The sequence below is a fragment of the Asanoa ishikariensis genome (genome assembly GCF_900107455.1).
GTDB classification, from domain to species: domain Bacteria; phylum Actinomycetota; class Actinomycetes; order Mycobacteriales; family Micromonosporaceae; genus Asanoa; species Asanoa ishikariensis.
Genome location: NZ_FNQB01000003.1, coordinates 34,949 through 48,718, shown reverse-complemented (window position 1 = coordinate 48,718; position 13,770 = coordinate 34,949). Strand labels below are relative to the sequence as shown.

The 13,770-nt window shown below is 71.3% G+C and carries 11 protein-coding genes; 7 read left to right on the top strand and 4 right to left on the bottom strand.

Translation table 11 applies throughout. The features are described 5' to 3' along the window. Nucleotides 1-2 precede the first annotated feature (2 nt). Complete coding sequence (locus BLV39_RS24300; protein WP_090797884.1) at nucleotides 3-554, bottom strand: hypothetical protein; 552 nt, start codon at nucleotides 552-554, stop codon at nucleotides 3-5. A gap of 68 nt (nucleotides 555-622) precedes the next feature. Then, a complete protein-coding gene (locus BLV39_RS24295; protein WP_275414243.1) occupies nucleotides 623-3,334 on the bottom strand; it encodes a helix-turn-helix transcriptional regulator in 2,712 nt (903 codons plus the stop codon). Between the two features lie 109 nt (nucleotides 3,335-3,443). Here BLV39_RS24295 and BLV39_RS24290 point away from each other — a divergent pair, with 109 nt between their 5' ends. The 3 genes from BLV39_RS24290 (at nucleotide 3,444) to BLV39_RS24280 (ending at nucleotide 6,816) form a co-directional block, all read left to right on the top strand. Next, entirely contained in the window at nucleotides 3,444-4,937 is a 1,494-nt protein-coding gene (locus BLV39_RS24290; RefSeq protein WP_204082655.1) for a tannase/feruloyl esterase family alpha/beta hydrolase, read from the top strand. A 188-nt stretch (nucleotides 4,938-5,125) separates the two neighbouring features. Further along, nucleotides 5,126-6,439, top strand: coding sequence for a D-alanyl-D-alanine carboxypeptidase family protein (locus tag BLV39_RS24285; RefSeq protein WP_090797878.1), 1,314 nt, complete (start codon nucleotides 5,126-5,128; stop codon nucleotides 6,437-6,439). A gap of 26 nt (nucleotides 6,440-6,465) precedes the next feature. Further along, nucleotides 6,466-6,816: a hypothetical protein gene (locus BLV39_RS24280; RefSeq protein ID WP_090797876.1), complete on the top strand. Its 351-nt coding sequence runs from the start codon at nucleotides 6,466-6,468 to the stop codon at nucleotides 6,814-6,816. Here the strand turns inward: BLV39_RS24280 and panD are convergent. Next, nucleotides 6,813-7,226 (bottom strand): aspartate 1-decarboxylase, encoded by a 414-nt coding sequence (gene panD / locus BLV39_RS24275; protein ID WP_090797872.1) that lies wholly within the window; start codon nucleotides 7,224-7,226, stop codon nucleotides 6,813-6,815. The two genes, BLV39_RS24280 and panD, sit on opposite strands and share 4 nt — an antisense overlap. Nucleotides 7,227-7,427: 201 nt before the next feature. On the opposite strand from panD, the gene BLV39_RS24270 reads away from it, so the two are divergent. Next, nucleotides 7,428-9,026 (top strand): hypothetical protein, encoded by a 1,599-nt coding sequence (locus BLV39_RS24270; protein WP_143049865.1) that lies wholly within the window; start codon nucleotides 7,428-7,430, stop codon nucleotides 9,024-9,026. 14 nt (nucleotides 9,027-9,040) lie between these two features. Beyond that, on the top strand, nucleotides 9,041-10,330 hold the full coding sequence (locus BLV39_RS24265; RefSeq protein WP_090797865.1) for a hypothetical protein: 1,290 nt from the start codon (nucleotides 9,041-9,043) through the stop codon (nucleotides 10,328-10,330). Here the strand turns inward: BLV39_RS24265 and BLV39_RS24260 are convergent. Continuing rightward, nucleotides 10,297-12,864: an ATP-binding protein gene (locus BLV39_RS24260; protein WP_090797862.1), complete on the bottom strand. Its 2,568-nt coding sequence runs from the start codon at nucleotides 12,862-12,864 to the stop codon at nucleotides 10,297-10,299. The genes BLV39_RS24265 and BLV39_RS24260 overlap by 34 nt on opposite strands. 101 nt (nucleotides 12,865-12,965) lie before the next feature. Between BLV39_RS24260 and BLV39_RS24255 the strand changes: the two genes are divergently transcribed. Continuing rightward, nucleotides 12,966-13,160 (top strand): putative signal transducing protein, encoded by a 195-nt coding sequence (locus tag BLV39_RS24255; protein ID WP_090797859.1) that lies wholly within the window; start codon nucleotides 12,966-12,968, stop codon nucleotides 13,158-13,160. A gap of 176 nt (nucleotides 13,161-13,336) precedes the next feature. Then, nucleotides 13,337-13,762 carry a DUF6210 family protein gene (locus BLV39_RS24250; protein ID WP_143049863.1) on the top strand — a complete coding sequence of 142 codons (426 nt, stop codon included), beginning with the start codon at nucleotides 13,337-13,339 and terminating at the stop codon, nucleotides 13,760-13,762. Nucleotides 13,763-13,770 lie beyond the last annotated feature (8 nt).

The window sequence follows — 13,770 nt, the reverse complement described above, 5'->3', positions numbered from 1 at the left end:
GGTCAGCTTCGCGCGGACAGGGCCCGCGAGCGCATCCGACGCTGCCGCCAGGCCAGCCCGGCCGCTTGCAGGACGAAGAACGTGCCGCCGGCGGCGGTGTAGGTGATCAGGGCCTGGAGGCTCGGATGCGCGTCCGCGGCCTGCACGAGATAGGTCGCGCCCGCGATCACGGACAGGGCGCCGGCGGTCAGCGACGGCCACTGCCGACCCAGCTCGGCGCGGCGGCGCAGCGCGACCGTGAACTGCGCCGCACCGGAGACGACGGCCCACACGCCGAACGTGGCCAGGACCGCCCCGATGCCACTGATCGCGGCGACGCCCAGGCCGACGGCGGCCGCGGCGCTGAGCCCGGTGTTGAACACCTGCAACGTTCGCGCCGGGCTGCCCGAAGTCTGTCGGGTATCGAGCAGGGTGGCCACGACATCGATCAACGGGTACGCGACGAGCAGGACGACCGACGTGGCGGAAAGGGACTCGTGCGCGGTCGAGAACGCCACCGCCCAGGCGATCGCGACGAGGCCACGGACAAGGTAGATGCGGAACAGGTTGGACATGGGTCCAACTGTTCTCGACCACCCGCCCGTAGACCCCAGGGAAAGACCCTGGCAGGATCCCCGGTCCCCTAGCGCTCGCGCAACGCCGCGGCGAGCTCGCGGCGTGACCCGATGCCCAGCTTCATGTAGATCTTGCGCAGGTGCCATTCGACGGTGCGGGGGCTGAGGAACATCGCGGCGCCGATCTCGGGGTTGGTGCGACCCGCTCCGGCCAGGCGGGCGATCTGGGCCTCCTGGGGGGTGAAATCGTCGCGTGCTCCCGCGGTGCGCCCGCGGACGGTCTCTCCTGTCGCGGCCAGTTCCCGGCCGGCCCGGTCGGCGAAGCCCTCCGCGCCCATCGTGGTGAACGCGTCGTGGGCGGGCCGCAGGTGCGTGCGGGCGTCGACCAGTCGGTTCTGCCGGCGCAGCCATTCGCCGAACAACAGGCGCGCCCGGGCCAGCGGCAGTGCGAGGTCGGTGGCGGAGAGCCGCTCGATGGCCTCGCGGTAGCGCTCCTCCGCCTGCCGTGCCGGGCCGGCGAGCGCGTCGGCCAGCGCCTGGGCGCCGAGCGCCCAGTTCGTCCCCGCGGCCGCGGTGCGCTCGCCGAGGCGCTCGCGTGCCTCGGCGGCCGCCGCCGGCTCCCCGGCGCGCGCCGCCGCCTCGACCAGCTCACCGAGAGTCCAGTGGAACACGGCGAGATCTTCGTACTCGGCGGCCTGCCGCGCGGCCGACAGCGCCGTCGGATAGTGGCACAGCCCGTTGCACAGGGCCGCCTTGGCATAGCCGGCCATGCCGAGGAGTCGGCCCTCGCCGCGGGCGTCGGCGTCCTTGACCGTGGCCTCGATCAACTCCAGTGCCGCAAGCTCCTGGCCGCGGTAGGCAGCCAGGGCGAGCGCGGCCGACGGGCCGGCCGCCAGGCCCGTCGCGCGTTCCAGCCCGTCGGCCTCGTCGAGCAGGTCCGACGCGTCCGCGAAACGTCCCGCGTGCACCAGGGCGCCGGCGCGGAACGCCAACGCGACGGGCAGCACCGACAGCGCCGCGGTGCCCCGGGAGGACGCGACTGCCTGCTCGGTGAGCCTGAGCCAGGCCGCGTCCTGCCACACCTCGTGCGCGACCGGTGCGGCCAGCCACAGCAGGTGCGGATCCTCGTTCGCGGTCAGTGCCTCCAGCGCCCGGCTCAGGATCGGCACCGACCGCGCGTACCCGTCCAGGCTCCATGCCGTCAGACCGGCCAGGAGCAGGCCCGGGGCGTCCTGGCCGGGCGCGAGCGCGCGGGCGGCCTCGGCGGCCCGGCGCAGGTCGCCGTCGCCGAGGCGGCCGGAGTGCACGGCCGCGCCCAGCGCCGAGAGGTAGGTCGCCCGGGCAGCCACGGGATCCAGCGTTTCCAGGCGGCGGGCGGCTTCGAGCAACGGCGGACCTGCCTGACGGCCAGGGTTGAGCGCGAACGCGGCCTTGGCCCGCAGGCGCTGCACGTCGGCCTGTTGCCGCGCATCCAGGGGGCCCAGGTCGGCCGCGGCCAGCAGATCCGGGACCAGGGCCGGGGCTCCCGCGGCGAACCGGGAGTGCGCGGCGGCCAGGGCCAGCGTCGCGCGTCGGGCCGGGTCCGCGGTCAGTTCGGTCGCGCGTTCGAGGAAGGCGGCCGCAGCGGCATGGCCCCCACGAACCCGGGCCCGGTCGGCCGAGCACTCCAGGTCACCGGCGACCTGCTCGTCGGGTCCCAGCGCGGCGTGCGCCCGGTGCCAGGCCCTGCGGTCCGGGTCCCGTTGCGCGTCGGTCGCCTCGCCCAGCGCCCGGTGCACCGCACGCAGGTCGTCCGGTTCGGCGCACCGCCACGCGGCCGAGCGCACCAGCGGGTGCCGGAACCGGACCCGGGTGCCGACCTCGATCAGCCCGGCGGCCTGCGCGGGCGCGACGGCATCCGGCTCGATACCCATCTGCCCCAGAGCCCGCCACAGCAGGGTCACGTCACCGACCGGTTCGACGGCGGCGGTGAGCAGGACCCGGCGGGTCTGCGTCGGCAATGCCGCTATCCGTCGCTGGAAGCCCGCTTCGACCTGGGTGACCAGGGACGTCGTGGTCGGCCCGCCGAATCCGAACGCGAGCTGGGCCGGGGTGAGGCCGCGGGGCAGTTCGAGCAGGGCCAGCGGGTTGCCCCGGGTCTCGGCGACGATCCGGTCGCGGACCTGGGCGTCGACCGGGCCGGTGAGCACCGATCCCAGCAGGGCCCGGGCGTCCGCATCGGACAGTCCGTCGACGCGCAGCTCCGGAAGGCCAGCGAGCAACTGCTCGTCGCCCGGACTGCGGGACGCGAACACCATCGCGACCGACTCGGCGTCCAACCTGCGCGCCACGAAGGTGAAGATCACCTCGGACATCCGGTCGACCCACTGGACGTCGTCCACGACGCAGACCAGCGGCTGGGTCGACGCGGCCTCCGCGAACAGCCCAAGGACAGCCAGGCCGACGAGCAGGCCGTCGGGCGGGTCACCGGGGGTCAGACCGAAAGCGGTCGAGAGCGCGACCCGTTGCGGCTCGGGCAGCCGGTCGAGGTGACCCAGCAGCGGCGCGCACACCTGTTGCAGTGCCGAGAACGCGAGCTCGGACTCCGGTTCGACGCCGGCGGTGCGGGTGATCCGGCAGGCCGCCGCGCGGTCGAGCAGATCCTCGAGCAGCGCGGTCTTGCCGACGCCAGGCTCGCCACGCAACACCAGCACCCGGCTCCGGCCATCGCGGACCTCACGCAGGAGGCGGTCCAGCACACCCCGCTCCCGCTGCCGACCGCGTAGCTCGAAACCCCCCACCTCTGCCCCCCGGCAGGCAAAGCTACACCGTGGGACCCGTATCCCCAGGGACCATGCCCGGGCATCTCCCTGGCGCGGAGGCGGCGTCGCTTCCGGGACCGTGAAGCACATGAAACGACTGATCATGCTGATGGCGGCGGTCGTGCCGCTGTCCGCCGCGCTGACGCCGGTCGCGGCCGACGCCGTCGCCCGGCATCACGACAACGGGGCCGCGACGCGGTGTGCGCCAGTTCGGGTCTCCGCCCCGCCCGGCGCGAAGGTGGAGCATGTGACGGCGGTCGCACATGCCGGTGGGACGGTCACCTTCCCGGCCGCTCCGCCGCTGCCCCAGCCGGCTCCGATCACGGACGTTCCGGCCTGGTGCGACATCACCGTCACGCTCACCCACCCCGGTGCGAAAGACCACGTCAACGTCAAGATCTCGCTGCCCCAGGAACCGCGCGACTGGACCGGACGGTTCCAGGCCACCGGCGGAAGCGCGTACCTCGCCGGTGACTTCGGTGCCCCGCTGGTCACCGCGGTCAAGGCCGGCTACGTGGCTGCGGCCACCGACGCGGGTGTCGGCCAGTCACCCGTCGACGTCAGCGGCTGGGCCCTGACCGCCGACGGCAAGGTCGACAAGCCGCTGCTCGAGAACTTCGCCTCGCGGTCCGCGCACGACATGGCGGTCGTCGGCAAGGACGTGACGATGAGGTTCTACGGCAGCCCGGTGCGCTACGCGTACTGGAACGGCTGCTCGACCGGCGGCCGCCAGGGCTTCGAGGAAGCGCAGGCATACCCGAAGGACTTCCAGGGCATCCTCGCCGGCGCGCCCGCGACCAACTGGGACCGATTCGCCGTCGCCACCCTCTGGCCGCAGGTGGTCTTCAACGAGGAGGACAACCACCCGACCCAGTGCGAGCTGGAAGCGTTCAACACCGCCGCAGTCAAAGCCTGTGACAGCCTCGACGGCGTAGCGGACGGGATCATCGACAACCCGCGGGACTGCCACTGGGACGCCCGCCGCCTGGTCGGCACCAAGGTCCTCTGCGAGGGTCACCAGATCACCATCTCGCCCGCCGACGCCGCCGTCGTCAACAAGATCTGGGAAGGACCGGTCTCGCCGAACGGCGAAAAGCTGTGGTACGGCCCGAACAAGGGCGCGAGCTTCGGTTGGCTGGCTAAGGCGGGCACGCCGTTCTTCGTCGCCGACAACTGGGTCAGGTATTTCGTGGAGCGCGACCCTGGGCTCGACACGACAAAGCTGACCTACCAGCGGTTCGCGCAGATCTTCCGGCAGTCGCAGCGGGAGTTCAACAGCGTCATCGGCACCGACGACCCGAACCTGTACGCATTCCGCAACGCCGGCGGCAAGCTGCTGAGCTGGCACGGCCAGGCCGATGAGCTCATTCCCACGCAGGGCAGCGTCGACTACCGCGAGCGGGTCGAACGGTTCATGGGCCACACGAACGTCGACGACTTCTACCGCCTCTTCCTGCTCCCGGGCGTCGCGCATTGCGGTGGTGGGCCCGGCCCCGCACCGACCGACCCGCTGGGCGCGTTGGTGACCTGGGTCGAGAAGGGCAAGGCGCCGGACGCCTTGGCGACCTCCAAGGCGAACTGACCACTGACAATGCGGCGGCGGTGACCCGGGAACGCGCCCGGGGCACCGCCGCCGGCTATTACTGGTTCGTGACATTCCCGGGATGGCTTCCGGACAGGGCCCTGGCAGCATCGTGCAACGGTTCGGGATCTCGCGGCATTGCCTGATCCTGCTACCGTGCCGCCGTTCGTCAGGGAAAGGGCAATGCGATGGATGGTTCGACCGAGGCACCGACCGTTGTGTTCAGTCGGATCCCATCAGCCACACCCGCCCCGCCGAACCCGCCGCAACCGCGCCGGCGCCGCAAAGGGTTGCTGTTCAGCTCCCTGCTGACGCTCGCGGTCGTGCTCGGCGGCGGACTCTTCACGGTCGCCCCGCTGCGACATCCGTTGCCGGGTCCGACGGTCGAGCTGGCCATGCCCGTGTCGCTGACGATCCCCGGCAAGACGCCGAAGCTGCCCTGGCCGAAGTCGGGCCAGGGGGTGATCGCGGTCAGCGGGCTCGGGACGCTGGGCTCGTTCGGCGGGAACAAACCGGTCCCCATCGCGAGCGTGACGAAGGTGATGACCGCCTACGTCATCCTCACCGAGCATCCCCTCAAGGCCGGCGAACAGGGGCCGACGCTGACCGTCAGCGCCGAGCAGGCCGCCGCGTACCCGGGCGAGCGGGCCCGTGGCGAGTCGCTCGTCAAGGTGGAGGCCGGCGAGGAGATCACCGTGCGGCAGGCGCTGCAGGCCGTCCTGCTGCCGTCGGCGAACAACATGGCCCGCATCCTGGCCGCCTGGGACTCCGGCAGCGTCGACGCGTTCGTCGACAAGATGAACGCGGCCGCCGAAGAGCTCGGCATGACCGACACCCACTACACCGACCCGTCCGGACTCGACCCGGACACCGTCAGCACCGCCAAGGACCAGGTCATCCTGGCCACCAAGGCGATGGCGTTGCCGGCGTTCGCGGAGATCGTCAAACAGAAGACCGCGGTCATCCCGGTCGCCGGCGAGGTCAAGAACTACAACGAGCTCGTCGGCCACAACGGCGTCGTCGGCATCAAGACCGGCTCGACGGACGAGGCGCTCGGCTGCCTGGTCTTCGCGGCGGTGGTCACGGTCGCCGGCCGCAAGCTCACCGTCGTCGGCGCGGTGTTCGGCCAGCCCGGCGCCCAGACCCCCGAACAGCTCGACCGGGTGTTCGCCGTGACCCGCACCGTGTTGCGGTCCACCACGAAGGCGCTCGCCCCGCACACGCTGGTCGAGGCCGGCCGCGACGTCGCCACCGTCCGGGGACCGCTCGGCACCGGGACCACCCTGCGTACCGCGGAGAAGCTCGAAGTGGTCGGTTGGCCCGGCCTGAAGGTCAAGGTCGAGGCGCAGCTACCGGCCGTGCCGACGCGCATGGCCGCCGGGACCGCACACGGCCAGCTCACCATCCAGGCCGGCACCGGCAAGCCGACCAAGACGGCACTGAAGACCAGCAGCGACCTGGTGCCGCCGAGCGTCTGGCAACGCATTCGCCACCACCGCTGACCGCGCTGCTCGGGTACGTTCCGAGGATGACGGCGCAGCGCGACTCCGACGACGAGTACAGCGTCCGGGGAAGCGTCTCGCACATCGAGCACTGGGGCACCGATCCTCGGCGTCCCGCGACCAACCGGTTCGCGACGTGGCCGTTCGCCCGCATCCGTTTCGCGGACAGCTACATCACGATCTCGTCCCTGCTCGGAGAGCTCTACGTCACGCCCGAAACCCTGATCTCGATCTCGCGGTTCGGTCGCGTGTCCTGGCTGACCAACGGCGTCAAGTTCGTCGTACGCGGTCACCACGACGACGTGGTCTTCTGGGCCGCGCGCCCCGGCAGGCTGTTGGCCGAGCTGCGGCGCCGCGGTTGGCGGGTGACCGGTTAGGCCAGCTCGTTGCCGGGGACGAGGCCGTAGCCGTCAGGGACGTCCGCCGGGTCCGCGCCGGTGGTGACGATCGCGTTGGTGTCGTCCACGAAGACCACCCGGGGTGCGAACTGTCGCGCCTCGGCGTCCGGCAGCCACGCGTACGCGACGATGATGACCTTGTCGCCGGGGCTGATCAGGCGGGCGGCCGCTCCGTTGATGCCGATGACCCCCGAGTCGCGGGGACCCTCGATCACGTAGGTGGTCAGCCGTGATCCGTTGTCGATGTCGAGCACGTCGACCCGCTCACCCGGCAGGAGATCGGCGGCTTCCATCAGGTCCGCGCTGATCGTGACCGAGCCCACATAGTGCAGGTCGGCCTGGGTCACCGTCGCACGGTGGATCTTGGACTTCATCATCGACCTGAACACCGCTGCGGACCTCTCCCCACTTGATCACTTCACCCGTACGAACGCTGAATGCTCCGGCATGATTTCCGCCCGCCGTCCACGGCCCGCGAGGCAGTGACCTAGGACACGCGCCACGATCGGGCGACGATCCGTATCAATCGATCGCACCACCTCCTCCGCAGGGCGGGGCCCATCGGGGATCCCGACGAGGAGGGGGAAAACGTGCGACGACGCATTATGACCCTGCTGACGGCGCTGGCCGTCGTAACCGGACTGTTCGTGGTGGTGAGCCCGCCCGCCAGCGCCGTGCCGCTGGTCAACGCGAAGGTCACGGTCAACCGGATCAGGGCGATATCCAGTGACGACGAGGGCCTCTGCGGCCGTGTCGACTGGTACGTCAAGGTCTGGATCAACGGGGTGGCGTTCAACAACGAGGACACCGACGACCAGGACGACCGCGAGGGAATCAGCGACATCGAGCCGGACTGGGAGTTCTCCGTGCCGAACCTCGACGTGGCGACGCTCCCCCAGCGCGACGGCGCGGCGTTCCTGCCCGTCGTCGTCGAGGCCTGGGACGAGGACGGCGGGTTCTGTCTGGACGACAACCAGTACGACGTCTCACCGACCGGCGCCAATGCCCTGCTCGCCGACGTGACGGTGGCGCCCTGCCAGGCGTCAGTCGAGGGCGAGGCTCCGGTCGCCTGCGGCACGCCGATCGTGCGCTCCGGCAACGGCGACGACCGGGCGGAGCTCACCGTCACGATCGCCGTCGACCCGCCGGCCAGCGCACCGGGGCTGCGGATCGCCTGCACCCATTCACCCGCGTGGCCGCAGCCCGGCCAGACCGTGACGATCACCGCGACGGCGCTCGACGGGGCGCTCATGCCGACCGTGGTGCCGAGCTCGCTGGAGATCTGGCTGAGCCCGACAGATCGGCAGACGACATCGGGGGTGGGCACGTTCACCCGCACTCTCACGGCGGCCGCGCCGAACTTCACCTACGGGTGCCGGCTCACCGCGGGCGCCACGACCATCTTCTCCGGTTGGCGGCGCACGACGGTCGGTGACCCGACGCCGAACTTCACGTTCCCTAAGCCCGCGGTGCCGATCCTCTACACGGGCGGCCCGGGAAGCCGGATCGACGTCGTACTGATCGCCGACCGCGAGACGTACACCGGTCCAGGTCCGATCGGCCTCAACCCGATGTTCCAGACCGACGTCTCCACGGTGATCGACACGGGGGTCTTCGGATTCGACCCGTTCCTGACCAACCAGGATCTGTTCAACTTCTGGCTGTTGCAGGACAACTCCGGCAAGGCGGTTGACTTCTCCAGCGACGACGACCACGACCTGCCGGTGCTGTGGGACGAGATCTTCGCCTTCGCCGACGTCGGCGTGATCCTGCACCGCAAGGGCCCGCTGCGCGACTTCGGGATGCCCGACGACCACATCGCCTCCGTCAACCTGGTGCGCCCGGACGCGATGGGCGGTGTCCGGCACGAGATGGGTCACGTGCCGTTCGGCCTCGCCGACGAGTACTGCTGCGACGCGGCCTACTTCTACAACGAGGTCGCGCCGAACGTCTACGAGGACCTGGCCGGCGACGAGGGCTGCGACGCCGACGCACCCAACCTGGGCCGGGTGCGCGACGCCTGCCGCGCGCTGGAGGAGGACGGCGACGTCTACTACACCTCCGAGCCAGGCGACCTGACGACCGGGCTCATGAACGACGACGTCATGAACGACAACGGTCCACCGAACGCGGCCGACATCCGGCGGTTCAACCTGATCTTCGGCGACTGCCGCATCGCGAAGTGCTGAGAGGAGAGACAGCGATGATACGCAAAATCCTGCTCGCGGCGGCCGCCGGAATCCTGCTGGTCGGCGCCGCCGGCGGTGCGTTCGCCGAACAGGCTCCCCCACCTGACCCGGCGACGATCCCCGTGCCGGTCTTCGACTACGACACCGACCCGGCCAAGGCGCTCGTCGCCCGCGTCCGGTTCGACAGCCGCACCCAGGCCCACGTCCTGTCGACCACGGTCAGCACCCAGCGGGCCCGCGGGCACTCCGGAGAACCACCGATCCTGCGCCTCCGACTGACCGATGTGGATGGTGCGGAGCTCGACCGCATCAACGCCTGGAGTCCACTGTGGCGCCTGGACGGAGGGCCGAACGGCAGCAAGGGCATCCGACCCAACGGCACGGGCAACTTCATCGTGCCGTTCAGCCCGTCCCTGGCCGCGATGACCGTCACCGACGTACGCCTGAACCAGCAGGTGGTGACCGTCGACCTGGCCGCACCGATCCGCACGTTCTGCAAGGACAACCCGGCCGACCCCGACTGCCGCGAGAGCGACCTGTCGGTGACCGCGGTCGAGCCGTCGGCGCCGCTGTTCGGCGTCCTCGGGCAACCGATCACGGTGACGGTGGCCAGCACCGTGGCCAACGGCGGCTCGGACGGACCGAGCGACGCCCGCGTGCGCCGCGAGGTGTCGGCGGGCGGCGGTCTCACCATCGGCGACGCGGCGCCGGTCACGACGGACGTGCCGGTCGCGGTCGGCACACCGCAGCGGCTGACCCGCACGTACACGGTCACCTGCACGCAGCCCGGCACGGCCACGTTGACGGCGACCACCCGGGTGGCGCCGAAGCTGCCGACCGTCGTCGACGCGGTTCCCGGCAACGACGTGCGGTCCGCGACGCTGCCCGTGACCTGCGCGGTGCCGGCGACCGTCAACATCAAGCCCGGCAGCGCCGAGAACATCGTCAACATCAACCCCGGCGTCCTGCCGGTCGGCGTACTGAGCACGGGGGCCGGCGAGTACGGCAACCCGGTCGCGATCGACGCGACGACCATCGACTGGTCGACGCTGCGACTCGGCTCACCGTCCCGGATCCTGGCCGGGCTCGGCGCGCGCGAGAAGCACGGCCGCATCCACACCGAGAACGTGCAGGAGCCGGACGACCGTACCCGCGACGGCGACACCGACGCGATGCTGCACTTCGACCCGATATCCGACGCCTTCCAGGTGGGCGACACGTCCGGTTGCGTCTACGGACGCGTGCGGGTCGCCGGTGCCATGGTGGCGTTCTACGGCTGCGACCGCGTCGTGGTCCGGCCGTAACCCGCCGCGGACGCCTCGGCCACCGCTCCCGGAGTGCCGAGGCGTTCGCCGGCCTGCCAGGCGCTGTCGTAGGCGGCCGCACCCAGCCGCGCGCGGACGGCGGCGGCGTCGAGGCCGGTGACCGGCCACGGCGACACGAACCCGCGCATCCACATCTCGTTCGACGGCGTACGCAGTGCCTGCGCGGCGGCGCCCAGGCGGACCGCCCGCTCGAGGTCGCCCGTGCGGGTGTCCAGGTCCGCGACCGCGGTGAGGAACGTGCCGAGCCCTCCCTCATCGCCGGCTGCCGCGGCGACCGACAGTCCGGCGACGAGGTGCTGCCGTGCCTCCTCGATCCGGCCGCGGGCGACCGCGTAGATCGCGTAGAGGTACTCGGCGACGACCATGGACAGCTGGTCCATGACCGCCTCCCCGAGGGCCGCGCGCAGGTCGTCCTCGACCTCGTCGAGCCGGCCCCGGCGAAGGGCGATCAGTGCGAGCCGGCTGTGGAACAGGCTCGCCTCCCAACCCGCGCCGACATCGGGCTCCAGCTCGCGGCACTCGCGCAGATAGCGGTCGGCACGTTCCTGGTCGCCCCGGGCGAGGGCGAGCTGGGCGACCGTCACCGCGGCGAGCGCCGCGAGCGGGCCCTCGCCGCCGGCCCGCAGCCGCGGCAACGCCGGCTCGAGTACGCCCTCGGCGCGCTCGAACTGCCCGGACACCAGCGCGACGCCGCCGGCCAGCATCAACGCCATCCCGACCTGCGGCTCGTCGAGCAGGTCGACGCGGTCGAGCACCTGGGACATGTAGCGGTTGCCCTCCTCGACGTGCCCGCGCCGCCACCAGAAGACCCAGGTCGCCCACATGATCTCCAGGGCGGCGCCGGGGTCGTCGTGGGTGAGGTACCAGTCCATCGCCGCGACCACGTTGTCGTGCTCGAACTCCAGCCGGCGCAGCAACAGCGGGGCCGCGGAGGTGTTCAGCCGAGGTTGCACGTCGCCGGCGAACCGCAGGTAGTGGCCCGCGTGCGCGGTGGACACCGCCGCCCAGTCGCCGCTGTCGCGCAGCTTCTCGCGCGCGAAGGCGCGGATGGAGTCGAGCATCGTGAACCGGGGCTCGTCGTCCGGGGTGGCCCGCTGCACGAGCAGGCTCGACTCGACCAGTGCCTCGACGCCGGCGAACACGTCAGGATGTGGGCCGGCGACCTCTTCGAGCGCCGACAGGTCACAGGGGCCGGCGAAGACGCCGAGCCGGTCGAAGAGCGTCCGCTCGCCCTTGCCGAGCAGGTCGTAGCTCCACGCGATGGTGTCCCGCAGCGTCCGGTGCCGTTCGGGCGCGTCGCGTGCGCCGCCGGTGAGCAGGTCGAACCGGTCGCCGAGCCGGTCGACGATCGCCGCGGGCGAGAGCAGCCTGGTCTTCGCGGCGGCGAGCTCGATGGCCAAGGGCAGGCCGTCCAGCCGGCGTACGACCTCGACCACCGCGGCGGCGTTGTCCGGGGTGAGCGCGAAGTCGGCGGAGACCGCACGCGTCCGGTCGACGAAGAGGCGCACCGCCGAGGAGGTCGTCGGGTCGTCGCCGGTCGTCGGCAGCGGTGGGACGGCGTACACCCACTCGCCCGCCACCCGCAGAGGTGCCCGGCTGGTCACCAGGACGGTCACCCCGGGTGCCGCACGCAGGAGGTCGGCGACCAGGGGTGCCGCGTCGGTGAGCTGTTCGAAGTTGTCGACGACGAGGAGCAGGCGCTTGGAGCGCAGCCAGGACGCGATGTCGGTGACCGGCGGCACGCTGCCGGAGGTGCGCACGCCCAGGCTGCGGGCGAGGGTCTCGCCCACCAGAGCGGGGTCGGCGGTCGCGGAGAGGTCGACGTAGCGGACGCCGTCCGGGAACCGGTCCAGCACCCGGTCGGCCGCCGCCAGGGCCAGCCGGGTCTTCCCGATCCCGCCGGGGCCGATGAGGGTGACCAGCGGCACGTGCGCGTCGGTCAGCAACGCCTCGACCGCGGCGAGGTCGTCCGAGCGGCCGATCAGCGGGGTCGGCGGCGACGGGAGAACGCACGCGGCCGGTTCCGGCCAGGTGGCCGGCGGGGTCACGGTGAAGCGTTCGGAGAGCAACACCGCCAGGTCCTCCTCGACCTGCGTACGCAACCGGTGCGCGGTGTCGAACCGGCGGTAGACGATGCCGCCGTCGCGACGGACCTGTTCCAGCATCGTCGCCAGGCGCGGTTCCCGGTCGGGCGCCGGCTCCTTGACGTAGATCAGTCTCGGGAGCGCGCGCGCGAGGTCGAGCTCGTCCGCGAGGCCGGAAAGGTCGTCGCCGGGCGCGATCCAGCCGTAGCTCTCGCCGTACACGCCGACGAAGATGTCGCTCTGCCCCAGATATGCCCGGTAGAGCTCACGCGGCGGGTACGGCCGGGCGCCCTGCTCGAACATCACCGGCACCAGCCGCAGCCGCCGCACGGCGGAGTCCACGGCCTGCCGCTCCTCGGCGAGCTCGGTCAGCGACGAGCTGACGAACACGCGCAGCCGCTGGTCCGGCGTGAGGATCCGGCTGCGCATCCCCCGATACTCCCACCGGCCCGGGTGCCGGAACGCGATTCGCCCAGACGCCCGGCCCGGCGCGGCCTACTGTTGCTGTCGTGGAAGGTGTGCCGGTAACGGTGTCGATCGTCAGGAGCCGTGTCGAGGCGGAGCTGGCCGTGGGCCTGCTGCGCAGCCACGGCCTGCGGGCGACGTATGTGACGGATGACGCGGGCGGCCAGGAGCCACAGCTTCAGCAGGACGGCGTACGCGTACTGGTGGCCCCGGACGACGAGGCCGACGCCCGCCGCATTCTGGCGGACGTCGGCGACTAGGGCGTGCGCCGAAGTCGGTGCCAGGGCTTGAACTGGCGCGAGGCCACGATCCACCTCGCCGCCATCAACGAATAGCCATGATCCACTTGGCGCAGGCTCCGGCCCTGTTTCATGGCGCGGTCCGTCCGTTTGGAATGTCGTTCGGCGTATGACCGCTTACCAGGAAGACTCGCACCATGAGCTCTCGACGGTTCGTCTTCCTGGACCCTGATGGGATGGCCGGCGAGTGGCTTCACGTGGTCGTGGAAGCCCAGACTGGCGTGTTCTACCAGCAGCAGTACGGCGGCACGGCGTGTCGACAAGGGCAGGTGGAGGGCTTCCTCGTTCCGATAGCAGGCGCCGACGCTTTGACCGCACTTCGCCAGATGTTCGAGAAGGACTTCCGTGGCGCCGGCACGTGGAACTATCCATGGCCGAACGAGGAGCGGAACAGGCTCCACCAGATCATCGGCGGCATCTCCTACTGGGCGTGTGATGGACACAACGAGGAGCCACACGCCCTGCGGCTGGACGAGAGCCGGATCCGCGAGGCCGACGAGGCATGGATACCGGTGATCACTCCGGACGGCCCCGGTTTACTCGTCTGGATCAACTCGGACTAAACGGGGCG